23 protein-coding genes are annotated in these 24,110 nt (G+C 63.4%); 14 read left to right on the top strand and 9 right to left on the bottom strand.

The genetic code is table 11. The features are described 5' to 3' along the window. Window positions 1-82: 82 nt before the first annotated feature. Window positions 83-1,546 (top strand): YcjX family protein, encoded by a 1,464-nt coding sequence (locus tag JQ574_RS18180; protein ID WP_212211929.1) that lies wholly within the window; start codon window positions 83-85, stop codon window positions 1,544-1,546. Further along, complete coding sequence (locus tag JQ574_RS18175) at window positions 1,543-2,574, top strand: YcjF family protein (protein ID WP_212211931.1); 1,032 nt, start codon at window positions 1,543-1,545, stop codon at window positions 2,572-2,574. Before JQ574_RS18180 ends, JQ574_RS18175 begins: the two co-directional genes overlap by 4 nt. Here the strand turns inward: JQ574_RS18175 and JQ574_RS18170 are convergent. After that, window positions 2,494-4,071, bottom strand: coding sequence for a glycosyltransferase family 39 protein (locus JQ574_RS18170; RefSeq protein ID WP_212211992.1), 1,578 nt, complete (start codon window positions 4,069-4,071; stop codon window positions 2,494-2,496). The genes JQ574_RS18175 and JQ574_RS18170 overlap by 81 nt on opposite strands. Before the next feature lie 337 nt (window positions 4,072-4,408). Between JQ574_RS18170 and JQ574_RS18165 the strand changes: the two genes are divergently transcribed. The 4 genes from JQ574_RS18165 to JQ574_RS18150 all read left to right on the top strand — a co-directional run bounded on the left by JQ574_RS18165 (window position 4,409) and on the right by JQ574_RS18150 (window position 8,095). Further along, entirely contained in the window at window positions 4,409-6,145 is a 1,737-nt protein-coding gene (locus JQ574_RS18165) for an adenylate/guanylate cyclase domain-containing protein (RefSeq protein ID WP_212211934.1), read from the top strand. Between the two features lie 323 nt (window positions 6,146-6,468). Then, the gene (locus JQ574_RS18160; RefSeq protein ID WP_212211937.1) at window positions 6,469-6,708 is read left to right on the top strand and encodes a hypothetical protein; all 240 of its coding nucleotides are present in this window, start codon (window positions 6,469-6,471) and stop codon (window positions 6,706-6,708) included. A gap of 436 nt (window positions 6,709-7,144) precedes the next feature. After that, a complete protein-coding gene (locus tag JQ574_RS18155) occupies window positions 7,145-7,402 on the top strand; it encodes a hypothetical protein (RefSeq protein WP_212211940.1) in 258 nt (85 codons plus the stop codon). A 492-nt stretch (window positions 7,403-7,894) separates the two neighbouring features. Next, entirely contained in the window at window positions 7,895-8,095 is a 201-nt protein-coding gene (locus JQ574_RS18150; RefSeq protein WP_027539571.1) for a cold-shock protein, read from the top strand. Window positions 8,096-8,232: 137 nt separating this feature from the next. Here the strand turns inward: JQ574_RS18150 and JQ574_RS18145 are convergent, their stop codons facing one another. Further along, window positions 8,233-8,883: a hypothetical protein gene (locus tag JQ574_RS18145; protein ID WP_409363431.1), complete on the bottom strand. Its 651-nt coding sequence runs from the start codon at window positions 8,881-8,883 to the stop codon at window positions 8,233-8,235. Between the two features lie 142 nt (window positions 8,884-9,025). After that, window positions 9,026-9,487, bottom strand: a complete 462-nt coding sequence (locus JQ574_RS18140) for an Lrp/AsnC ligand binding domain-containing protein (protein WP_212211942.1) — start codon at window positions 9,485-9,487, stop codon at window positions 9,026-9,028. 114 nt (window positions 9,488-9,601) lie between these two features. Here JQ574_RS18140 and putA point away from each other — a divergent pair, with 114 nt between their 5' ends. The 3 genes from putA to JQ574_RS18125 all read left to right on the top strand — a co-directional run bounded on the left by putA (window position 9,602) and on the right by JQ574_RS18125 (window position 14,586). Further along, on the top strand, window positions 9,602-12,613 hold the full coding sequence (gene putA, locus JQ574_RS18135; protein ID WP_212211945.1) for a bifunctional proline dehydrogenase/L-glutamate gamma-semialdehyde dehydrogenase PutA: 3,012 nt from the start codon (window positions 9,602-9,604) through the stop codon (window positions 12,611-12,613). Window positions 12,614-12,711: 98 nt separating this feature from the next. Next, window positions 12,712-13,917 (top strand): CaiB/BaiF CoA-transferase family protein, encoded by a 1,206-nt coding sequence (locus JQ574_RS18130; RefSeq protein ID WP_212211948.1) that lies wholly within the window; start codon window positions 12,712-12,714, stop codon window positions 13,915-13,917. A 21-nt stretch (window positions 13,918-13,938) separates the two neighbouring features. Beyond that, complete coding sequence (locus JQ574_RS18125; protein WP_212211951.1) at window positions 13,939-14,586, top strand: glutathione S-transferase family protein; 648 nt, start codon at window positions 13,939-13,941, stop codon at window positions 14,584-14,586. 5 nt (window positions 14,587-14,591) lie between these two features. Here the strand turns inward: JQ574_RS18125 and JQ574_RS18120 are convergent, their stop codons facing one another. The 3 genes from JQ574_RS18120 to JQ574_RS18110 form a co-directional block, all read right to left on the bottom strand. Continuing rightward, on the bottom strand, window positions 14,592-14,759 hold the full coding sequence (locus JQ574_RS18120; RefSeq protein ID WP_192736612.1) for a hypothetical protein: 168 nt from the start codon (window positions 14,757-14,759) through the stop codon (window positions 14,592-14,594). An 83-nt stretch (window positions 14,760-14,842) separates the two neighbouring features. Beyond that, a complete protein-coding gene (locus tag JQ574_RS18115) occupies window positions 14,843-16,399 on the bottom strand; it encodes a hypothetical protein (protein WP_212211957.1) in 1,557 nt (518 codons plus the stop codon). A gap of 91 nt (window positions 16,400-16,490) precedes the next feature. Beyond that, on the bottom strand, window positions 16,491-17,507 hold the full coding sequence (locus tag JQ574_RS18110; RefSeq protein WP_409363432.1) for a hypothetical protein: 1,017 nt from the start codon (window positions 17,505-17,507) through the stop codon (window positions 16,491-16,493). A 249-nt stretch (window positions 17,508-17,756) separates the two neighbouring features. Between JQ574_RS18110 and JQ574_RS18105 the strand changes: the two genes are divergently transcribed. From JQ574_RS18105 to JQ574_RS18095, 3 genes are all read left to right on the top strand, one after another. Beyond that, window positions 17,757-18,131 carry a Crp/Fnr family transcriptional regulator gene (locus tag JQ574_RS18105; protein WP_212211963.1) on the top strand — a complete coding sequence of 125 codons (375 nt, stop codon included), beginning with the start codon at window positions 17,757-17,759 and terminating at the stop codon, window positions 18,129-18,131. Next, entirely contained in the window at window positions 18,128-18,940 is an 813-nt protein-coding gene (locus JQ574_RS18100) for an MBL fold metallo-hydrolase (RefSeq protein ID WP_212211965.1), read from the top strand. The genes JQ574_RS18105 and JQ574_RS18100 overlap by 4 nt, the downstream gene beginning before the upstream one ends. 183 nt (window positions 18,941-19,123) lie before the next feature. Further along, complete coding sequence (locus JQ574_RS18095; protein WP_212211967.1) at window positions 19,124-19,735, top strand: glutathione S-transferase family protein; 612 nt, start codon at window positions 19,124-19,126, stop codon at window positions 19,733-19,735. 124 nt (window positions 19,736-19,859) lie between these two features. Here JQ574_RS18095 and JQ574_RS18090 read toward each other — a convergent pair whose 3' ends face one another. From JQ574_RS18090 to JQ574_RS18080, 3 genes are read right to left on the bottom strand one after another with little or no spacing between them, the layout of a single operon-like run. Next, complete coding sequence (locus tag JQ574_RS18090; RefSeq protein WP_212211969.1) at window positions 19,860-20,357, bottom strand: TPM domain-containing protein; 498 nt, start codon at window positions 20,355-20,357, stop codon at window positions 19,860-19,862. Between the two features lie 2 nt (window positions 20,358-20,359). Next, window positions 20,360-21,250: a YgcG family protein gene (locus JQ574_RS18085; protein WP_212211971.1), complete on the bottom strand. Its 891-nt coding sequence runs from the start codon at window positions 21,248-21,250 to the stop codon at window positions 20,360-20,362. A gap of 20 nt (window positions 21,251-21,270) precedes the next feature. Beyond that, complete coding sequence (locus JQ574_RS18080) at window positions 21,271-21,882, bottom strand: LemA family protein (RefSeq protein WP_212211973.1); 612 nt, start codon at window positions 21,880-21,882, stop codon at window positions 21,271-21,273. A gap of 198 nt (window positions 21,883-22,080) precedes the next feature. On the opposite strand from JQ574_RS18080, the gene JQ574_RS18075 reads away from it, so the two are divergent. After that, window positions 22,081-22,932 carry an enoyl-CoA hydratase gene (locus JQ574_RS18075; RefSeq protein WP_212211975.1) on the top strand — a complete coding sequence of 284 codons (852 nt, stop codon included), beginning with the start codon at window positions 22,081-22,083 and terminating at the stop codon, window positions 22,930-22,932. A gap of 5 nt (window positions 22,933-22,937) precedes the next feature. Continuing rightward, on the top strand, window positions 22,938-24,083 hold the full coding sequence (locus tag JQ574_RS18070) for an acyl-CoA dehydrogenase family protein (RefSeq protein ID WP_212211977.1): 1,146 nt from the start codon (window positions 22,938-22,940) through the stop codon (window positions 24,081-24,083). The last annotated feature ends 27 nt before the right edge of the window (window positions 24,084-24,110 follow it).

Genomic DNA, 24,110 nt, shown 5'->3' with positions numbered 1-24,110 from the left:
AACCTCCCTCCAAGCTTGATTTTGGTCCCCCAATCGCCACTTTGGCGGGTGAGCGCCCTCTCATCGAGTCTTCCCGCACCGCATGGCCCCCAGTTTTCAGGATATCGTCGAGGAAGCGCGGCTGTCGGCGCGGGCGCTATTGGATTACGGCGACAGTTTCTTCCATCCGACGGTACGGCTCGGCGTCACAGGCTTGTCCCGCGCCGGCAAGACCGTGTTCATCACGGCGCTGATCCACGGCCTCACCCGCGGCGGCCGTTTTCCGGTGTTCGAAGCGTTTGCGACCGGGCGCATCGCCCGCGCCCGACTCGAGCCGCAGCCCGATGACGCGGTGCCGCGCTTCGATTACGAGAACCACGTCCGCACCCTGATCGAGGAGCGCCTCTGGCCCGCCTCCACCGTCGACATCAGCGAACTCCGCCTGGTGATGGACTATCAGCGCCAGAACGGCGCCGACCGCACGCTGACGCTTGATATCGTCGACTACCCCGGCGAATGGCTGCTCGACCTGCCACTGCTCAACAAAAGTTTTGAGCAATGGTCGGCCGAGAGCCTCGCGCTCTCACGCGAAGGCCCGCGCGAAAAGCTCGCCGCGCCGTGGCATGAACATCTGGCGACGTTGACCGCCGAGGCCCGCGAGGACGAGCCGGCGGCGCGCATGGCCGCAAAGCTGTTCACCGATTACTTACGCGCCTGCCGCGACGAGCGCTTTGCGATGAGCCTGCTGCCGCCAGGACGCTTCCTGATGCCGGGCAATCTTGCAGGCTCGCCGGCGCTGACCTTTGCGCCGCTCGACGTCGCACCCGACGGCACCGCGCCTGACGGTTCGCTGTGGGCGATGATGCGACGGCGTTACGAGGCCTACAAGGACGTCGTGGTGCGGCCGTTCTTCCGCGATCATTTCGCGCGGCTCGATCGCCAGATCGTGCTGGTCGATGCGCTCGCGGCCTTCAACGCCGGACCGGAGGCGCTGCACGATCTGGAAGCCGCACTCGCCGGCATCCTCGATTGTTTCCGGATCGGCCGCAGCACGATCCTGAGCAATCTGTTCCGGCCGCGGATCGACCGCATCCTGTTTGCGGCGACCAAGGCCGATCATCTGCATCATTCCAGCCATGACCGGCTGGAGGCCATATTGCGGCGCGCGGTCGCCAAGGCCGCCGATCGCGCTGAGTACGCCGGAGCGGCCATCGACGTGGTGGCGCTGGCCGCGGTGCGCGCCACCCGTGAGGCGATGGTCGCGCGCGGCCGGGAGAAACTGCCCTCGCTGCTCGGCACGCCGGCATCAGGCGAAGTCGCCAATGGCGATACGTTCGACGGCGAGACCGAAGTGGCGACCTTTCCGGGTGACTTGCCCAGCGATCCCGAGGAACTGTTCAAGGGCACGTTCCGCGGCCTCTCCAGCACGCCTTCGGAAAAGGCCGATTATCGCTTCCTGCGCTTCCGGCCGCCGCTGCTGCAGCGCGAAGGCGGCGAAGAGCCGGCGCTGCCTCACATCCGCCTTGACCGCGCCCTCCAGTTCCTGATCGGAGACAAACTGCAATGAGCGAGAAGACGCCTCATCGGCGGCCGGCGACGTTCAAGCTCGACGATCCCGACGTGATCGTGATGGATCCGGATGATGCCAGCCGCCCCGCGCGCGGCACGGTGCATATCACGCCGGAGCCCGACCCTGCGCAATTGCCGGTGCCGATCGACAGGCCGCTGGTCCCGGCCCGGCGCGGCTTCCGCTGGGGCACGCTGTTCTGGACCGCCACCGGAGGGCTGGTGCTGCTCGGCCTCGGGCTCGGCGTTGTCAATTTGATCGAGGATCTGTTCGCGCGCAGCCAGACCATGGGTTACGTCGCGCTGACATTTGCCGTCGCCGCGGCGCTGGCGCTGACGGTTGTGATCGCGCGCGAAGCCTTCGGGCTGGCGCGGCTCGCCGCCATCGAGAAGCTGCACCAGCGTGCCGCCGAGGTGTTGGTCAGCGACGATCGCGCCGCCAGCCGGGCGATCGTCAACGACCTGCTAAAACTCGCGCACCAGAATCCGCAACTGGCGCGCGCCCGCGCCACGCTGGTCGGTCACGCCGACGACATCATCGACGGCGCCGACATGATCAAGCTGGCGGAGCGCGAATTGATGGCGCCGCTCGACGAGGAGGCGCGGCGGCTGGTCTCCACGGCGGCGCAACGCGTCTCGGTCGTCACCGCGGTCAGTCCGCGCGCGCTGATCGACGTGCTGTTCGTGTTCGTCGCCGCGATGCGGCTGATCCGGCAACTGGCGCGGCTTTATGGCGGCCGGCCGGGAACGCTCGGCATGCTCAGCCTGCTGCGCCACGTCATCGGCCACCTCGCCGTTACCGGCGGCATGGCGATTGGCGACAGCCTGGTGCAGCAGATGCTCGGCCATGGCATCGCGGCAAAGCTCTCGCAGCGGCTCGGCGAAGGCGTGCTCAACGGGCTGCTGACCGCCCGGCTCGGCCTCGCCGCCATCGACGTGACGCGGCCGCTACCCTTCACCGCGCTGCCGCGGCCCGCGCTCGGCGATCTCGCCAAGGACCTTTTGCGCAAGCGCGACGGCGAGGAGTGACATTCCCGGCGGCGCATTATCTGCCAGCACGCGCCAGCGGAACAGCGGCGTGTCCGGCGGCGGCGAGAGTTCCGGCGTCCAGCCGGTCAGCTTCTCCAGCGCGTAGGTATCCATCACCACGCCGCGCCAGCTGCGCTCGACGCGTTCGAGCGGCTGCCGCCTGGCTGACGTGAAATCCCAGATCGGCAGGCGGTTATCCGGCTCGCGCGCGACGTAGAGGCCGGCGCGATCCCGGATGAGGTTCATGCCGGGATCGCGAAAGCCCTGAAACCTGCCGCGCTCGTTGATCTGAATGACCGGCACGCGGCCGTTGAAATACCAGCGCAGCATTGCGTAGGTGCGATAGTCCGTGGTCGCGATCCAGGTCGCGCCGGTCTTCTGCAGCTGATCCTGGGCACGCGCCACCACCTGCTCATAGCCGGCCTCGCTGCCGACCGGATCGGCGCGGCCGATCAGGTTCCAGGGAACCGCGACATAATAGAAGAACACGCCGACGACGAAGGCGATGCCGGAAATCACCGCCACCCTCGCCCATTTGTTGGTGGATGCGATCATCGATTCCGGCCAGCCCTCGCGCGGCAGCATTGCGAGGTTGATGGCGGTGGCGGCAAATCCGGCCGGCCACAGGAACATCGGCCAGGTATCGCCGACGCGCAATGTCAGCGACTTCCAGAAGAAGTAGCCGAACGGCACGATGACAGCGGTCGAGAGCAGGATCGCAACCGGCTCGCGATGGCGATAGCCGCGCCACGCCGTCAGCGCCACGCCAGACAGCACCACCGGCAACAGCACGAAGCCGACGAGGCCGAACTGCAGGCCGACATAATCGCCGATGGTGCGCAGCGACAATTGATGGGTCGCGACCGCGCGCACGAACTGGAACCGGAACGAGGCCCAGTCGTGCTGATAGTTCCAGATCAGCACCGGCGCGAACACGATCAATGCAATCAGCGCCGCTGCCCACGGATAGGGACTGAGCAGCCAGCGCCGTCGCCAGTCCGGCACCAGCGCAAACGCCAGCACGGCGGGCAGCAGCATGATCACGGTGAATTTCGACAGCATCGCCAGGCCGGCGAACAGTCCCGCTGCGAGCCACCAGCGCGCATTGCCGCTTTCATGGAGCCGGACCAGCGACCACAGCATCGCGACCGCGAGCGGGATCATCGCCGTATCCGGCGCCACCTTCGCCATCAGCAGCCCATAATAAAGCGCGGCCTCCGGCATCAGCAAGGCGAACACGATGGCGCGAAAATCACCGGTGACACGACGGACGATATCGGCAAGCAGCAGCTGCGTGATCAGCATCGCCACGATGCCGCCGAACCGCACACCGAGATTGGTGTCGCCGAAAATCGCAGTGCCGAATCGGATCAGCCAGGCAATCCCGGGTGGATGGTCGAGAAAAGCCAGCGCGCTCTCCTTCGACCAGGTCCAGTAATAGGCCTCGTCGGTGCGCAGCTCGATGACACCGGCATAGATCAGCCGCATCGCCGTCATCGCGGCGATCAACGCCACCACGGCAAGCCACGGCCGGCCGGCGCTATCCGGTTTGTTGCTATTGTCGGGGGCGCTCGTCACGGCGCTTTTTCTTCGACTCCCGCGGGGGTGTCAACGTTTCGCGGCGGAAAAGACTTGGGTCGCCCCGGCCTAGTGCGCAATTGCGCACGGGGGCCGGGGCCCATAGCCACCGATTGTGGTAAGGAAAACGACTCCGGCCTCGGCGCCCATCGATGGGCCGCGGAGTATGGGTCCCGGCCTTCGCCGGGACGACGCCGGAAGGTATCGGTAGAAGAAGTTAAGCACTATCATCGCTATTACTCATCCTATGGACCGCATGGCCTCCCTGTCCCCTAAGCAAATCACAGCCACCCTGCGCGGCGTCAGCCTGCGACAGGTCCGCCTGGCCACCGGCGTGGTGCTGTTCGCCTATCTGATCAGCCATTTCGTCAACCATGCGCTCGGCAATATCTCGATGGAGGCCCTGGCTAGCGGAGTCTATTGGCACACGCTGTTCTGGCATTCGCTGCCGGTCACGCTGGTGTTCTATGCGGCCTGCCTCATTCACACCGGGCTCGGCATCTGGGCGCTGTACGAGCGCCGGCAATTCCGCTGGAAGGCGATCGAGCCGCTGCAACTGGTGCTGGGCCTCAGCATTCCCGCGATGATCATCACGCACGTGATCGGCGTGCGGCTCGGCTATTCGCTGTACGGGCACGAGATACTCTACCCGCAAGTGTTCTTTGCGTACTGGATCTCATGGCCGCCGCTCAAGATGTGGATGCTGTTCGCCGTCCTGGTGATCTCGTGGACGCACGGCTGCATCGGTCTGTATTTGTGGCTGCGCATGAAGGCGTTCTACAAGACCGCCGCGCCCTATCTGCTGGCCGCCGCGGTGCTGATTCCGACGCTTGCCATGCTCGGCCTATATCAGGGCGGACGCATCGTCGTCGACAGCGACAGCGCCGAATGGCGGGCCGAGAATCTCAAACCATCCCAGACGGGGACATCGGCCGAAAAGGCCGTGCTGAACCAGATCACGGATTATCTTCTGCTCGGCTACTGGGGCCTGCTCGGATTTACACTGCTGGCAAAGGGCGCCCGCGCCATTCATGAGCGCCGCGGCGGCATGATCAACCTGTCCTATGGCAACGGCCGAACGATCCGGGTGCCGAAGGGCCTCAGCGTGCTCGAGGCCAGCCTGCGCCACAACGTGCCCCATGCCAGCGTGTGCGGCGGCCGTGCGCGCTGCTCCACCTGCCGTATCCGCATCATCGGCGACCACCACGACCTGCCCGCGCCCTCGCAGCGCGAAGCCTTCGTGCTCGGCCGCGTCGGCACGTCGGATCCGTCGATCCGCCTCGCCTGTCAGTTGCGGCCGGCGAGCGACCTCTCCTTTTTCCAGCTCTTCCTGCCGCACACCATGTCGGCCGACGCACCGTCGTCCAGTCCGACGCGGATCGGCCAGGAGCGTTATCTCGTCAGCATGTTCGTGGACATGCGCGGCTCGACCAAGCTTGCGGAAAAACGCCTACCCTTCGACACCGTCTTCATCGTCAATCGGTTCCTCGGCGCGGTATCGCAGGCGGTGATCGAAAGCGGCGGCCGGCCGAACCAGTTCGTCGGCGACGGCATGCTGGCGCTGTTCGGGCTTGCTGTGAGCCGACAGGAGGCCTGCCGGCAAGCGCTGCGGGCCGCCGCCATGATCGCCGCCAATGTCGACGAGGTGAACAAGTTTCTGGAACATGATCTGCGCGAACCGATCCGCTTCGGTATCGGCATCAATGGCGGCGAGGTGATCGTCGGCGACATCGGCTACCGCGACCATATGGTGTTCACCGCGCTCGGCGATCCCGTCAATGTCGCCGCACGCCTGCAGGACATGACCAAGAGCCTTTCCTGCGAGGTGGTGATCTCGGACGAGGTTCGCGCCGCCGCAGGCCTATCCGCCGACGCGCTGCCGCAACATGAAGTCGAGATCCGCGGCCGCAACGAGCCGATGATCGTACGCAGCGTGTCGGATGCGAAGGAATTGTCGGCGCTGATCGACGACGTGACGCCTGCCGCGGCGTGATGGCGATGTAAGCCGAAGTCGTAGGGTGGGCAAAGGCGCGTTGCGCCGTGCCCACCATTCTCTCGTACGAATGCCGTGAGGATGGTGGGCACGCTTCGCTTTGCCCACCCTACGATCTACGATTCCATTCGCGATCCTCACTTTCCCTGAACAAGCATTCAGAAAATTCTGCCCGATCGAGACGCCGTTTTCTCGAACCCGCTTTTTGGCGCGTACGACTGATGGGCGATGGGTCAGACTGAAACTGAAACCCAGACTGAAACTGAAACGATCAACCCGCGCCAGGACAAGATGTCGACGCGCATCATTGAAGGAGAAAGACCATGCGTAAAGTTGCTCTCGCTCTCGCCGCCGCCACTTCCCTCGGCGTTATGGCGCTGGCTCCCACCACCGCTTCGGCGTGGCATCACCACCACCATCACCACGGCCATCACCACCACGGTCACTGGGGCCATGGCTTCCGCATCGGCTTCATCGGTGGCGGTTATGACGGCTGCTACGTGACCCGCCGGGTGTTCACCCCCTACGGCGTTGTCCTCCGCACCGTCAACGTCTGCTACTGATCGAAGCACTCATTCGGTTCAGAAACCCCGGTCGCCCAGCGCGGCCGGGGTTTTCTGTTGTGGGTGCGGTTCAGACGAAGCGAAGCAATCCATCTCGCGACGTGCGAGACGATGGATGGATTGCTTCCGCCTTCGCTCGTTGAGCTACGGCGGACAAGTCGTCGCTTCGCTCCTCGCAATGACGATGGCGCCCAACGTTGCATTAACGATGTGGAATCCCGGCGCAAACCGAGCCGCCTAGCCCATCGCGGCTTTCCGTTGTGTGATCTGTTTCACATCTGAACAGCCATTCAGGTAGTTGTCCGCAATGTAATGCGGCTTTCTCGAACCGGCTTTCTTGCACGCACGACTGATGGGCGATGGGTAAGACTGAACCTGAATGATCAACCCGCGCCAAGACAAGATGTCGATCGCGCTTCACTTCCGGAGAAAGACCATGCTTCGTAAAGTTACTCTCGCTATCGCTGCCGCCGCCACCCTCGGCACCATCGCAATGGCTCCGACCGCCGCGTCGGCGAAGCCGGTGCACTGGCCCGCCTTCCCGCATCACCACCACCATGGCCATCATCATCACCACCACGGCTTCGGCTTCAACGTCGGCTACATCGGTGGCGGTTACCACGGCTGCTACGTGAGCCGCCGCGTGTCCACCCCGTATGGCGTTGTGTTCCGCACCGTCAACGTCTGCTACTGATCGAACCACAAATTCGGTTCAGAAACCCCGATCGCCCAGCGCGACCGGGGTTTTCTGTTGTTGCAATGTAAATGTGAGAATGAGTTTGGGCGCGCCCGAGGTGACAAAGATGATGATCATCAAGGTCTGTGTATGGTGGATTATCTCACCGCGAACGACTGAAACGAACGGCGGATGAAGGCGCGGATGCTCCCGCTCGGCGCGTCTATTTTGTGGAGAGCCCCCTCCCCCGCACGCCAGGCGAGGGAGGATTTCTGGTCAATCCCCCCATCGACGAGGCTGGCGCCGGCCACGATTTCGCCGCGTCAAATGAGCGCGAAACGGGCAAAACGGCGGAAATACGGTGCGATATGGCGGATTTTTGCGGAATCCGTGGTGCCGTTTGCGCTACCCAGTCCGCCACAACCCGCGTATCCTGAAGTCTCGGGCATGCCCGGTATGTGCGGGGACCGGCGGCTCGGATATTTTTTTGATTCCGCGGAGACGACGTGAATGGCTAAAGGTACGGTGAAGTGGTTCAACCCGACCAAGGGTTATGGATTTATCCAGCCCAGCAACGGCGGCAAGGACGTTTTCGTTCACATTTCGGCAGTTGAGAAAGCTGGGCTTTCGACGCTTAACGAAGGGCAGACCGTTGAATACGAAGAGATTGCCAATCGCGGCAAGACTTCGGCCGAGAACCTCAAGGTTTAGCGCTACCGCGCGATCGGCAACGGCGCGCTCTCGGAACTAATCCGGGAGCCGGGCTTGAAAAAACTCTCAAAAAACTGTGAGCGTTCGGCGGAGCGAGCACCGTAGTTGCTCGTACTCATTTTGGGCCGACCGGCCGCTCAATCTTCCTTCACCCATTTCTCGACCGGCATGACGTCCGGGGGCTGCAGATAGCCCCGCGGCCAGAGGTCGACGACCCATTCGGCCTTGGTGGCGCGGTCGACCAGCACGGCGGTGTTGTGCGGCGTCTGCAACACCAGCGTATTGCCGCGATAGCGGGGATCACCGATCGCGTGATGTTTCAATAGCCCCCAATCCCGCAGCACCAGTAACAGGCTGGTGGTATTGCGGGTGGTGTCCCAGCAATCGTAATTGTGCTTGTCGTCGAAGTAGCGGAAATCCGCTTTCGCCACGCGCTTGTTGGTGCCGAGGATCGGTCCCATACGGCGGTCGAACCACACCACGGCCTTCTGCACCGCCGCGCGTTCGGCCACGGCCGACGCACGGCCCGCGGCCATGATCTGCGTCAGCGCGGTGCGGTCTTGCGGCGTGAATTCCAGGATCTGGCGGCGCCGGCAGACGAAGCCGTAACAGACCGTCATCGAATTCGCCGACGGCGGATAGATCGACACCGACGTATAGAGGTCGGCGACCGCCGAACTCATTTCGGCCGCTTCGGAAGGCGCGCCTGATAACGCCACCCCGACAACGCCAAGCACGCCCGCAAGCCGGGAAAACGTCTGGCGCAACGCTCGATCGGCGTCTCTCATGATCCCGGCTATCCAAACCATGGCGGTGCCCGAGAATTAGCGCGTGCCTTTCACGCTGCCAAGTTGCAAAGACCGCCACCCGTGGAACAGGCCACGGCTATTTTTGGCGTGGTGCGTTTTGGTCACGGTTGTTTTGTTTGCGCTACCCGACCGGCAACGGCGCGTCGCGCTTGACCTCTTCCATGACGGCGTAGGTCCGCGTTTCGCGCACCCCTGGCAGCGCCAGTAGGGTCTCGCCGAGAAAGCGCCGATAGGCCGTCATGTCGGCGAGGCGGGCCTTCACCAGGTAATCGAAGCCGCCCGCCACCATGTGGCATTCCAGCACTTCCGGGGCCGATTGCACCGCTTCAGCGAAGCGCTCGAAGACATCGGGCGTGGTCTTGTCGAGCATCACCTCGACGAACACCAGCAAGCCCAACCCCAGCCGATGCGGATTGAGCCGGGCACCATAACCCTCGACAAAGCCGTCGCGCTGCAGCCGCTTCAGGCGCTCGCCGATGGAGGTCGGCGACAGCCCGATCCGCTCGGCCAATTCGACATTCGCAATACGGCCATCCCCCTGAAGAATAGAGAGGATTTTGCGGTCAATCTTGTCAATTTGCATCGTTTATGCGGTCACCTCTGCTATTTTCCGAACTTCCTAAGGCAAAATCACGAATTTGTCTATCGAATTGCGGTTGCAGCAACGGTAAATTGGGTTAGACCCGAGGGAATCACCATGCCGGACCGCCCACCGCCTCTCCCGCCCTTCGACGCGGCCTACGCGCCCGATGATTCGAAAATCGCCGCCCGGCTGCTCGCCACCGCCAAACTGAGCGGCGAGCAGGAGGCACGGATCGACCGCACGGCAACGCGCCTGATCGAAGCCGTCAGGGCCAATGACGATCCGCTCGGCGGTGTCGAGGACATGCTGCGCGAGTTCGCATTGTCGACCAAGGAAGGCCTCGCGCTGATGGTGCTTGCGGAAGCGCTGTTGCGGGTGCCGGATGCGCGAACCGCCGACCAGTTCATCGAGGACAAGCTCGGCCAGGGCGACTTCGTGCATCACGAGACCAAGTCCAGCGCCTTCCTGGTCAACGCCTCGGCGTGGGCGCTCGGCATGTCGGCGCGGGTGATCCAGCCCGGCGAGACGCCGCAGGGCACCATCGGCCGGCTGACCAAGCGGCTCGGCGCACCCGCCGTGCGCGCCGCGACACGCCAGGCGATGCGGCTGATGGGCAGCCATTTCGTGCTCGGCGAGACCATCGAGGCCGCACTGGCGCGGGCCGAAGCGCATGCATCGCGCCACCGGCGCTATTCCTTCGACATGCTCGGCGAAGGCGCACGCACCGCCGCCGACGCCGCGCGCTATTTTGATTCCTATGCACGCGCGATCGATGCGATCGGCCGCACCGCCAACAATCGTCCCCTGCCCGATCGGCCGGGTATTTCCGTCAAGCTCTCGGCGTTGCATCCGCGCTTCGAAGCGGTCAGTCATTCACGCGTGATGAGCGAACTGGTGCCGCGCCTGATCGATCTGGCGCGACAGGCCAAGACCTTCAACCTGAATTTCACCGTCGATGCCGAGGAAGCCGATCGGCTGGAATTGTCGCTCGACGTGATCGCGGCGGCATTCGCCGATCCATCCCTGGCTGGCTGGGACGGCTTTGGGCTGGCGATCCAGGCTTATCAGAAGCGCGCCCGCGAGGTGATCGACCATGTCGACGGTCTCGCGAACAGCCTGAACCGCCGCATGATGGTGCGGCTGGTGAAAGGCGCCTATTGGGACACCGAGATCAAGCGCGCGCAGGAGCGCGGCCTCGAGGGTTATCCCGTATTCACCCGCAAGGCGATGGCGGACCTGAACTACGTCGCCTGCGCGCAGCAATTGCTGCGCTTGCGGCCGCGGATCTTTCCGCAATTTGCGACCCACAACGCGCTGACAGTGGCGACCCTCCTCGAACTGGCAAAGGACGAACGCGGCTTCGAGTTCCAGCGCCTGCACGGCATGGGCGAAGCGCTCTATGCCCAGCTCAGCGAGGATCATCCTGACATCGCCTGCCGCACCTACGCGCCGGTCGGCAGCCACCGCGATCTCCTCGCCTATCTGGTGCGGCGCCTGCTGGAGAACGGCGCCAACTCGTCGTTTGTCGCGCTCGCCGCTGACGAGGCCATTCCAGTGTCGGCGCTGCTGCGGCGTCCAGCGGATGTGATCGGCAGTGCCGACAAGGCCATGCATCCGAACATCCCATTGCCGCGCGATCTTTTTTCGCCGCAGCGGGCGAACTCGCGCGGGCTGGAATTCGGCGAGCGCGCGGCGTTGGGCCGGCTTGTTGCTGATGTTGCCGCGGAGACCACGCCGACGGCCGGCGCTATCGCCGATGCGACGCCGGCTGCGGTGAACGCGGCGATATCCGCTGCGCGCAACGGATTCAGGGGTTGGAGCCGGACACCCGCCACGACGCGGGCGCGCGCGTTGGAAAAAGCCGCCGACTTGCTGGAGCAACGCGCGGCGCATTTCATCGCGCTGCTGCAACGCGAAGGCGGCAAGACGCTGGATGACGCGCTGTCGGAACTCCGCGAGGCCGTCGATTTCTGCCGCTACTATGCCGCGCAAGGCCGCGAACAGTTTTGCGACGGCAAGGCCATGCCGGGTCCGACCGGCGAGAGCAATGTGCTCGCCTTGCGCGGCCGCGGTGTCTTCGTCGCGATCTCGCCATGGAATTTTCCGCTCGCGATCTTCATGGGCCAGGTCACGGCAGCGCTGATGGCGGGCAACGCCGTCATCGCAAAACCCGCCGAACAGACACCGCTGATCGCGGCTGAAGCGGTGCGGCTGCTGCATGAAGCCGGCGTCTCACCCTCCGCATTGCATCTGGTGCAAGGCGATGGGCGGATCGGTGCGGCGCTGGTCGGAAATCCCGACATCTCAGGCGTTGTCTTCACCGGCTCGACCGAGGTGGCACGATCAATCAACCGCACGCTCGCCGCCAAGGACGGCCCGATCGTGCCGCTGATCGCGGAGACCGGCGGCATCAATGCGATGATCGTCGATGCCACCGCGTTGCCCGAACAGGTCGCCGACGACGTCGTCACCTCGGCGTTCCGCTCGGCCGGCCAGCGCTGCTCGGCGCTGCGGCTGCTGTTGATCCAGGACGACGTCGCCGACCGCATGATCGAGATGATCGCCGGCGCCGCGCGTGAACTGCGGATTGGTGACCCCTCTGATCCTGCAACCCATATCGGGCCGGTGATCGATGCCGAGGCCAAACAACGCCTGGATGCACATATCGCGCGCATGAAGCAGGACGCGCAGGTGCACTTTGCGGGCACCGCACCGGAGGGTAATTTCGTCGCGCCGCATATCTTCGAACTGTCCGATGCCGGGCAACTTAGGGAAGAAGTGTTCGGTCCGGTGCTCCACGTGGTGCGCTACCGTGCCGACCGGCTCGCCGCCGTGCTGCAATCGATCGAGCGTTCCGGCTACGGACTTACGCTCGGCATTCATTCCCGGATCGACGATACCGTGGACGACATCATCGACGCTGTTCAGATCGGCAATATCTACGTCAACCGCAACATGATCGGCGCCGTCGTCGGCGTGCAGCCGTTCGGCGGCCATGGCCTCTCCGGCACCGGCCCCAAGGCCGGCGGCCCGCATTATCTGGCGCGGTTTGCCACCGAACAGACGGTGACCGTCAATACCGCGGCGGCGGGCGGTAATGCAGCCCTGCTCTCGGGCGGGGAGTAGTTGCATCCCGCGCCCAAATGGCGTTGAAGTTTCAGCACGCACGGCATGCAATATTCCAGTGGAAGAAAAATCAACAGGGTTACGGGAGCGGCATCGAGATGGAAAAAGGCATTTTTGACGGCCTCAAGGTTCTGGACTGCGCGAGTTTCATCGCAGCCCCCGCGGCCGCCACCGTGCTGTCCGATTTCGGCGCCGACGTGATCAAGATCGAACCGCCGGTTACCGGTGATCCCTATCGCAATTTGCCGAATCTGCCGGGCTACCCGCACAGCGAACACAATTTCGCGTGGATGCTGGAAGCCCGTAACAAGAAGAGCCTGGCGCTCGACCTGACGAAACCGGAAGCGCAGGCGGTGCTCTACAAGTTGGTCGCCGAGGCCGATGTCTTCATCACCAACATGCCGCCGCAGGTCCGCACCAAGCTCGGCATCACCTGGGACCATCTGGCGCATCTCAACGACCGGCTGATCTACGCCTCCTTCACCGGCTATGGCGAAAAGGGCGAGGAAGCCAACAAGCCCGGCTTCGACTCTAACGCCTATTGGGCGCGCTCGGGGCTGATGGACCTGGTGCGCGCGGATGAACACACCACGCCAGCGCGATCGATCGCCGGCATGGGCGACCACCCCTGCGCGATGGCGTTTTACGGCGCGATCGTGACCGCGCTGTTCAAGCGCGAAAAGACCGGCAAGGGCTCGCACGTCAGTTCCAACCTGATGGCCAACGGCGTCTGGGCAGCCTCGGTGCTGGCACAGGCCAAACTGGTCGGCGCCAAGTTCGGCGAGCGGCGGCCGCGCGAGCGCGCGCTGAACGCGGTGACCAATCACTACCAGTGCAAGGACGGCCGCTGGCTGATCCTGTCGCTGCTGAACGAGGACCGGCAATGGCCGACACTGGCGCGCTGCCTTGAGCGTGAGGATCTGGTGAGCGACCCGCGCTTTGCAACCAAGAAGGATCGGCACGCGCGCTCGCTGGACCTGATCAAGATCTTCGACGAAATCTTTGCCGGCAAGGACCTCGCCGAATGGCGCAAGATCCTCGACGGCAACGGGCTGGTGTTCGGCGTCGTCGGCATCCTCGACGACATTCCGGGTGACCGGCAGATGATCGAGAACGAAGTGCTGGTGCCGTTCGAGAACGACACCATGATGACCATCAGCAGCCCGATCTGGGTCGACGGCAGCAAGAAGGTCCAGCCGCGCAAGCCGCCCGGCCTCGGCGAGCACAGCGACGAGATTTTGCGCAACGCCGGCTATGACGAGGCTGCGATCAAGAAGTTGCGCGCGTCCGGCGCGGTGGCGTAAGCCTGCGGAAAAGATAGCGGCATGACTACCTACCGACTGCATTACTTTCCAGAGTCCGGAAACAGCTACAAGCTTGCGCTGATGCTGACCCTGTGTGGCCAGACCTTCGAGCCGGTCTGGACCGATTTCGGCGGCGGCATCACGCGGTCAGCGGAATGGCGGCGCACGGTCAACGAGATGGGCGAAATCCCGGTGCTGGAAGAGGACGGCGTCCGTCTTACCCAGACCGCGCCGATCCTGCTGAAGCTGGCGCGGCAGTTCGGCCAGTTCGGCGGCGAGACCGAACAAGAACAGTTCGAACTCCTGCGCTGGCTGTTCTGGGACAACCACAAGCTCACCGGCTACATGGCCTCATACCGGTTCATGCGGACGTTCATTCCGTCTGGCGATCCCGTGGTGCTGAAATATTACCGCAAACGGCTCGACGACTTCCTGGGGATTCTGGAAACGCACTTGCAACGCGATGCGTTCGCGATCGGCGCACGGCCGAGCATCGCCGATATTTCCATGATGGCCTATCTGCATTATCCGAGCGACGAGACTGGATATGATTTTGCGGTGAGCCACCCGGCCATCAGCGCCTGGCTTGGCCGCATGGCTGATCTGCCCGCCTGGAAGTCAGCCTACGATTTGCTGCCCGGCAAGCGGCTGACGCATTACGCGAAATAAGGGGCTCAGCGATTCAACCAGGCCCACGCGATGCCAAAGACGATCACACCGGCAATCACCGTGACCGCAATCGCCCAGGTGCTGACGCGGACGTTGCTGACGACCTCGCGCTTGGCTTCGTTCTCCGCGATCTCGCGATTCCGCTGCCTGTTCTCCTGGTCGGAAGAGCTCATCGCCGGTCCCCGCTCGGTTGGTGCTGATGCCTTGCACACCTTAGCATCAAACGATGACGCGCATCGGTGCTCATGCCGGCCGGCTACCGGCTCTTCACAAAACACATGCCCATGCGTGCGGTCGTGCCGCTGATTTGACAGGCCAGCCCCTCGGCGCAGGTCCAGCTGCGAAAACTCGCGTCGTTGCTGGCGGCCGTCTTGCCCGGAGCGTAGCAATGCGCACCCCAGCCATCGCTATATTCGGTGCCCACCAGTTCCGTGCTGCCGCGCAATTGCGGACGGCTGGCAAAGCCCCGGGAAAAATCCGGCGTCTTGCCATCCCGCACGGCGGTGAGGATGTCACGGCGGCGAACCTGGTCGCCGAAGAAGTGCGGCGACGCCGGAACGACCGTTGAATTGGAAGGATTGACCGCCATCCAGTCGACGCCGGGAAAATGAAATCCGCCGATGCCGCGCGTCTGGTGGCACCCGGAACAGGTGACATCGTTCAGCCGCCGCTCAAAGCCGCCGGCCGAGCGGATGTTTTGCAACTTTATACCGCCGGCAGCGGCCTTCTTCAGTGCCGTGACGACGTCAGCTTCGCTGAACACCGCCTTAGCCCCTTCGCCCTGCATCAGGCCGAATTCAGGCTGCAGGTCGGACGCGTCAAATCCAACCGGCGTTGCGGCGATGGCGCTGTTGGCAAGGAATTTTTCCGGGATCAGCACCGCGCCGGAATCGAATGCTGCCAGATGTTTCGGCTCCAGCAGCCATGACTTGAATTCGCGCCCGAGCTTGTCGTCAGCCAGAATGCGGTCGCGGTCGATCTGGTTCTCCATCGGAGCTTCCCGAAATTCCCGCGCCGCGGCGTTGTAGCGAAACACCTTCAACAGATAATCGGTGCGGAAATCCCGCATTGCAGATTTCGGCGCATGCACGATCTGAAGGTTGGTCTCGATGCGATCGATGTTTTCGTAACCGAGCAGATCGAGTGGACCGTTTTCATCCAGCAGATTTTCCGCGAACGGCGCACCGGTCAGCGACAATTCGGCTGCGGCGAGCCAGCGCTTTGCGATTTCGGAACAGGTGACGGGTTTGCCGTTACGGTCAATCCCATCGCGGGCCTTGGCTTTCAGCACGAGATTCAGCGTCATCGGCAGACGGGGCAAAATTGCCCTGTCGTCGGTCCCCGGCGTTTTCATTCGCGTCAGCCGGTAGATCAGCCGGATGTCGCCGCAGCTGGCCTCGTCGACATAGGCGCGGTCCATGCGGTTGACGATGCCCGCCAGCACGAAACGGGTGTCGCTGGCATCAAGCTGGGTGTGGTCGAACAGTTGAAAGGCAAAGCCAGCGCCAACGCCGATGGTTTCGTTCGGCAGGCCATTTTTGTGTCGCGCAATGTAACGATCGAACTCGGCGTCGATCGCCTGCCGAACCGGGACCATCGACGGCAGGGTGAATAGCTGGCCGCTCGTGAGCGGAACATCGGCCGACCGCTCCGGCCACAGCAGACGGCCGATGCCGAACCTGCCACCGTCGAGTTCGCGCAGCGCCAGGGGATCCGTTATCGCGGTCCCGCGCTCCAGCGGCGCGGCGGACGCCGGCAATGCGCCGCACACCAGGGCGAATAGGATGACAAGAAATCGCAGCGCGCGGCTCATGCCTTCACTAACACCGCGCGAAGTGGCCTATTCAAGCAAAAAGGCGCTTCACATCCCGGTGAAGCGCCTTCGTCATTCAGATTGCGCGCAATCAGCGGGCGACGATCAGGCCCTTGCTGGTCACGACCACCCATCTGCCGTCCTGCTTGCGGATGGCATCGATGCGGCCGAGACCGGGGACGGGATCGCCGGCGTAGACTTCAAAGATGCCCTGGCGGCCCTCGATCAGCGCGCTGCCATTGGCGGCGTCACGCAACACCCAGCCGTCCACGGTCGGCAGCCGTGCAATCTCGGGCTTCGGCGCGGGAAGCGGCACCGCCGCAGCCGTTGCGGGCGGCGACACCGTTCCCGTGACGTCCCTCGCGGCGGCCGGCATTGCGGCGGCGACGGGCGTGGGCGCAGCAGCTTGCGCGCGGAGTTTTTCGACGGCTTCGCTGAGCTTGGCGAGCTTGGCGGCCGGCTCGGCCTGCGCCTTCTCGACCTTGTCGAGGCGGTCGCTGGTCTTGTTGAACTGGCTCACCCCGGTTTTGGAGGTGTGCTCGACGCTGGCCTTCAGCGCCAGGATATCGGCATCGATCCGCGCCACCGAGGCTTCGAGCGCGCTGTTGTTGTTCATGGCGGCGGAATTTCCGGCCATCACGTATCCAAGGCCCCCGGTTGCGAGCGCGCCACCGAGCGCACCGGCGACCGTCGCCAGCGCCACCACAGCCGCCATCGCCGACATCCGGCGCTTGCCTGACACCCCGTCAGCTGCAACGGCCTCCGGCTTCGCATCGGCTTCGTCACCGTTCCACGCGCGCTCGCCGGGCGACATGATCAACAGCTTGCCGGGAATTCGCGGCGATTCAACTTTCGGAGCTTCAGATGTAGCCGCCTCGACCTTCGCCGGTTCAGCTTTGGCAGCTTCAAGCTTGGAAGCCACGACCCTGGGCGCTTCCACTTTGGGTGCATCCGGCTTGGGAGAGGTTTCTTGCTGGTCGGGCGCCAGCATCGGGGACTCGATCGCCGCAATCACCGGCTCTTTGGCTGCGGACATATCGGGAGCGGCCGGCCCGGCGCCGACGGAACCGGTTTCACCGCTGGTGGCCTCGGACTGCTGTTCGCTCACGTTCAATTCTCCAGAATGGGTTGACCTTTTGGTAACTTTTATTGCTTGCGAAATCGTTACCGGGTTCCGCCTTACCGAAATTTAAGAGGGCAACCGGGCCTGTTTGCGGCCGCAAGTTGACGGCGACGCGGCCGGCAATTCCGCCCCTCGCCCTTTGTTGCCCTGCGGCAATTTCGACAGCTCCGTTTGCGCCCGTTCATTTACCGATTAACATGGCCCGACCATCCAGCCAGAAGGCAGGAGGCCGCCATGACCATCGAAAAATGCATCAACGAGTTTGATGTCGATGACGTCATTTTTGAGGAAGGCTCGACCGGGCGTGAGCTGTTCGTCGTACTCGACGGCAAGGTCGAGATCGCCAAGCTTAACGGCGCCAGCAAGACCATCATCGTTACGCTCGGCAAGGGCGAGTTCTTCGGCGAGATGGCCGTGATCGACGGCTCGTCCCGCTCGGCGACCGCGATTGCCGCGGCGGCGCACACCCGCGTGATGCGGATCAACCACGCGCGCTTCGTCTACCTGGTCAGCCAGCAGCCGGCGTTTGCACTGATGATCATGGATGCGCTCAGCAAGCGGCTGCGTGCCTCGAACGCGATCACGTTCAAAGCCGCGGCCAGTCCATGAGCGAGCGCAGGCCGAGCCCATTCAAGACCCTGCTTGAAAGCGACGTCTGCACGCTGATCGAGGCAGCCGAGGACGTCTACCAGATCCGCTTCAAGAACCGCGCGGCGAACGCCTATCTGGTGCGCGGCAGCTCGCGGACCATCATGATCGATGTCGGCCTGTCATCGAACTATCCGCATCTGCTGAAATGTCTGCAACACGTCGATTGTCCGCCCGAGAAAATCGACTTGGTGGTGCTCAGCCATGAGCACCTCGACCATATCGGCGCCGCCTATCATTTCAATGGCCGCGCCTTCATCGCCGCGCATCGGCTGGCCGCCAACAAGATCATGCTGCGCGACGATTTCTCGATGCTGCGCAAGATGTTCAACGAACCGAATATCCCGATCAATGTCGACATCTGGCTCGAGGAAGGCAATCTGCTCGACCTCGGCAATTTCCGCCTCAACGTGATGTACACGCCGGGCCATACCTCGGCCTGCATCACGCTGTTCGACCAGGACAAGGGCCTGTTGTTCGCTTCGGACACGCTGATGCCCGGCGGCGTGATGGGCGGCGTGTTCGGCTCCGGCAGCATCGCCGACTATATCCAGTCGCTGGAGCGGCTGAAGGGGTTGAACTCGAAGATCCTGTTGTCCGGCCACGGCCGCCTGTCCGACACGCCGCAGGACGATGTACGGGTCGCCATTCAACGTTCGCACAACCTGCTATCCGACACCGCGCAATTGTTCGATGCGCTGGATGCGCGCTCGAATTTCGAACCGATCATGCAATCGGTGCGCGACCTCAACAAGCTGGATGACGGCTAGGCAGCCAACGCCGCCGAACCAATTGCGGCATCCGGAATTATTCCCCCCTGCGTGGACCCTGGCATCATTTAAGATCACACTTGCCGACCCTTCTGTGTGACTCAGCGATTTGACAAAATTTGTGGCGGCCTGTTCAACAGCAGCAATAATGACGCCTCAAGGGGCACAGGGAGAGAGAGCACCATGAAACTTTACGACTCGGTCGGACCGAACCCGCGCATTGTCCGTATGTTCATGGCGGAAAAGGGCATCGAAATGCCGAAGCAGACGGTCGACCTGCGCAAGGGCGAAAACCGCGAAGCCGAGCATCTGAAGCGCAATCCGCACGGCCAGATGCCGGCGCTTGAACTCGACAATGGCAGCTATCTCTCGGAAGTCATCCCGATCTGCGAATACCTCGAAGAGAAGACCCCGGCGCCTGCGATGATCGGGACGACGCCGGAAGAGCGCGCCGAATGCCGGATGTGGACGCGCCGCGTCGATCTCAACATCTGCGAACATCTCGCCAATGGCTTTCGCTTCGGCGAGGGTCTGAAGTTTTTCGAAAAGCGCATCCTCTGCGCGCCCGAAGCCTCGCCCGGCCTGAAGATGATCGCGGCCAACCGCCTGCAATGGCTCGACGGCCAAATGGCGGGGAAGGATTACATCTGCGGCAAACGCTTCACGATGGCCGACATCCTGCTGTATTGCTGGCTCGATTTCGGCGGCACGGTCGGCCAGCCGCTGGATCAAAGCAACGGCAATATCGTGGCGTGGATGGCGCGGGTTGCGGAGCGGCCGTCGGTGAAGGCCTGACCGTCATTGCCTGCGACAAGCGCGAAGCGCTTGCGCAAGGGAGCGCAAGCGACGAAGCAATCCCTACTTGCTGTTTGGCTGTGGATTGCTTCGCTTCGCTCGCAATGACGTGGAAGGTTCTGAGTTAAATCACCACCGGCGTATCCGGCAGTTCATTCGTCCCGCCGCCCTGCGGCGGGAAATGCGCCGCCAGTTCGCGCGACACCGCCTCGATCCCCTTGATCACGCCGCGTTCGAAATTTCCCGCCCGAAACTCCGCTTCCATCTCGACGCAGATATTCTCCCAGCCGGCAGTGCCGACATGCGCGTGGATGCCGCGGTCGGCGACGATTTCGACGTCGCGGTCGGCGAGCAGGAGATAGATCAGTACGCCATTGTTGTGCGCGGTGTCCCAGATCCGCAATTGCGAGAAAACATCGAGCGCGCGTTCCCGCGCCGGCTGGTTGCGGAACAGCGGCGCGCCGTCGAGCGCGCCTTCGACGACGAAGCGGACCTGGCCGGAATGCGTGGCCTCGCCCGCCCTGATCGCCGCCTCGATCGCGGCCAGCACTTTTGGTGGAAAGTCGCGCCGCTCCCGCCAGCGGTGTTGCAGAAGATGCCTGCCGATGCGTTTGATGTCCATATCTACCAGCTCCCCGACGCGCCGCCGCCGCCGAAACTGCCACCCCCGCCGCCGCTATCGCTCGAGCTGCTGCTCGAACTGCCTCCGGACCATGAGCCGCCGCTGCTGCCCCTTGACCAGCCGCCGCTCCCACTGCTTCCTGGCCCCGACGACACGATGGCGTCGCTGAACAGCACGAAAAGCGCTGCGATTAACCCCGCGAATATACCCGCAACCAGCGAGCCGAACAGGAACCAGGCGATCAGCATTACCACGCCGCCGCCAACGCCCGCGCCGACCAGGCGCCCGAGCATGGTCCGCATCAATCCGCCGAACAGGAACACCGGTATCAGGAGAAACGGATTGAATATCGCATCGACGTCGAACACCCCTGTCTGATGTTGCCAATGCGGCGGCTCCGGCTCCGGCAGTTTCTCGCCATCGATGATCCGGATCATCTTGTTGAGGCCGGCCGAAACGCCGCCGGCGAAATCACCGGACTTGAATTTTGGCGTGATCTCCTCGTCGATGATGCGCTTGGTGGTGACGTCGGTCAGCGCGCCTTCGAGGCCGTAACCGACCTCGATGCGAAGATGACGATCGTTCTTGGCGATGACCAGCACGGCGCCGTCGTCGATCTTCTTGCGGCCGATCTTCCAGGCCTCTGCCACGCGGAGCGAGAACTGCTCGATCGCCTCGCCATCCGTCGTCGGCACGATCAGCACCGCGACCTGGCTGCCCTTCCGGGTCTCGAAACTTCGGATGGTCTGGTTCAGCGAAGCGATATCGCCGCTGGTGAGTGTCCCGGTCTGATCGACCACGCGCCCGACAAGCGGTGGCACCGCGACGACGGCCAGGGCTGAAGCAGCCCAGAACACGAGCAGCGCAAGAATGGAAACTCTTGCAGCATTCATTGCGATTGATCTTTGATCCGCTACTTCGCGGGCGCGGCCGGTGTCGGATTGAAATCCACCTTCGGCGCCGTGGATATTTCCTTCTCGTTCTCGACCGCGAAGTTCGGCTTTTCCTTGTAGCCGAACATCATCGCCGTCATGTTGTTCGGGAAGGTGCGGATACCGACATTGTAGTCCTGCACCGCCTTGATGTAGCGGTTGCGCGCCACCGTAATGCGGTTCTCGGTGCCTTCGAGCTGCGCCATCAGATCCTTGAACAGTGCGTCGGATTTCAGCTGCGGATAGTTTTCGGTCACGACCAGTAGTCGGGACAGCGCGCTGGAGAGTTCACCCTGGGCGGCCGTAAATTTCTGGAACGCGGCGGGATCGTTCAACACCTCGGGCGTGGCCTGGATGCTGCCGACCTTGGCGCGGGCGTTGGTGACCCCGAGCAGCACGTCCTTTTCCTGCTGCGCAAAACCCTTCACCGAGTTGACGAGGTTGGGCACGAGATCAGCGCGCCGCTGGTACTGATTCACCACCTCCGACCAACCCGCCTTGACCTGCTCGTCGGTGGTCTGGATGGCGTTGTAGCCGCAATTGGTCAGGCTCAGCGTCGCCAGCGCCGCCAGCACGGTCCATAATCTGCGCATAAAACACTCCCGGTATTATTTCGTGTCACGGTATCAGAATGGCGTGGTTTCATACAATTATTCCGGGGCTGGGCCTAATGGCCCATCCCGGAATAACGGCGGTGATTGAATGAACTTCGGGCCGCTTTCGTTCCGATGGCTCTTGCCTATCGTCAGCTGAAATAGTCACATGGCCGCACAATAATAACGGGAGGGCCCATGACCACATTCGAAACCATCGTCGTGGAGCGGCCGGAGCCGCGCATCGCGCGGATCGTGATGAACCGGCCCGAGGCGCGCAACGCGCAGAACCTGCAAATGACCTACGACCTCAACGCCGCCTTCGATGCGGCTGTGCAGGATGACGCGGTCAAGGTCATCATTCTCGCAGGAAGCGGTCCACATTTTTCCGCCGGGCACGACCTGCGCCCGGGCAGCAAAAATGAAGCGGGGGTGGATTTTCCGCCGGTCGGAAATTGGGGCGGCTTTGCCGAACCCAACGCCCATGGCCGCTTCGCACGCGAACAGGAAATCTATCTGCAGATCACGCGGCGCTGGCGCAATCTGGCGAAGCCGACCATTGCGGAAGTGCACGGCAAATGCATCGCCGGCGGCCTGATGCTGGCCTGGGCCTGCGACATGATCGTCGCCAGCGCCGATGCCGAGTTCTGCGATCCCGTGGTCACGATGGGCGTGTGCGGCGTCGAATGGTTCGTGCACCCCTGGGAGCTGGGCCCGCGCAAGGCCAAGGAATTGCTGTTCACGGCGGATACCTGGAGCGCGGACGAGGCGCACCGGCTCGGCATGGTCAACCACGTCGTGCCGCGCGCGGAGCTTTCCTCGTTCGTGATGGCGCTGGCGCAGAAGATCGCAGCAAAGCCGTCGTTTGCGCTGAAGCTGACCAAGGAGGCCGTCAATCGCTCGGTCGACGTGATGGGACAGCCGGCGGCAATCGAACAGGCGTTCGCGCTGCATCAGCTCTGCCATGCGCATAATCTTCAGGAATTCGGAATGGTGGTGGACCCCGCGGGCCTGCATCCTTCCGTCCGGAAATCAGCGGTAACGAAGTAGATCATATGGACCTGACCTTGAGCGACGAGCAGCGGCTGCTGCGTGAGAGTGCCGAACGCTTTGTGAGCGAGACCTACACCGCCGACCATCGCCGCCGGATGGCGAGCGAACCGCTTGGCTTCAGCAATGATCTCTGGAAGCAGTTCGCCGAACTCGGCTGGCTGGCGCTGCCGATTGCCGAGGAATATGGCGGGCTTGGCGGCGGCGCGGTCGAGATCGGCATCCTGATGGAAGCCTTTGGTCGGGGACTGGTGTCTGAACCCTATCTCTCGACGGTGGTGATTGGCGCAGGGCTGATCGGTGCATGCGGCAGCGAGGCGCAGAAGCAGGCGCTGCTGCCCAAGGTCGCCGACGGTTCGCTCTGTCTGGCGTTCGCGCATTCGGAACGCGCGGCGCGGTTTGACCTTGCCGAAGTCTCGACAACGGCCTGGAAGACGCCCAACGGCTGGCGCATCGATGGCCGGAAGACCGCAGTGCTCGACGGCAACGCCGCCGGGCAGATTATTGTTTCGGCGCAAGTCGCCGACGACAATGGCGTGGGCGACCTCTGCCTGTTCCTGGTGCCGGCAGATACGGCCGGCCTCGGCAAGCGCGATTTTCCGCGACTCGGCGGCGGGCGCGCGTGCAACCTCGAACTTCGCGGCGTTCACGTGGGCGCCGATGCCCTGCTCGGCGACGGCGGCGATGCGTTGCCTGTTATCGAGGCGGTGGTCGACCGCGCGATGGCCGCGCTCGGCGCGGAGGCTGTCGGCATCATGCAGACATTGCTGGATCAGACGCTCGAATATACCAAAATTCGAAAACAGTTCGGCCGGCCGCTGTCGGCCAATCAGGTGATCCGCCATCGGCTCGCCGACATGGCGATGAATTGCGACGAGGCCCGCTCGATGGCGCTGCGCGCCGCGCTGATGATCGATGCCGAACCTGTCGCGCGCGGGCGTGCCGCGTCGGGCGCCAAGGCCAAGATCGGCAAATGCGCCCGCTTCGTCGCCGAACAATCCGTGCAGCTGCATGGCGCGATGGGCGTCACCGAAGAGCTCGACATCGGCTCCTACTTCAAGCGGCTGCTCGCTTTCGACACGTTGTTCGGCGGCAGCGCCCATCATTATCGCCGCCACGCCGCCCTCGGCGGCAAGACTCTTCACACTTAGAAGTCCATTCAAGCCTAGCGGGAGCGC

The sequence above is a fragment of the Bradyrhizobium sp. AUGA SZCCT0158 genome (assembly GCF_018130065.1).
Taxonomy (GTDB): Bacteria; Pseudomonadota; Alphaproteobacteria; order Rhizobiales; family Xanthobacteraceae; genus Bradyrhizobium.
Note: the sequence above shows the minus strand (reverse complement) of the source record. Positions and strands in the feature narration are given on the sequence as shown.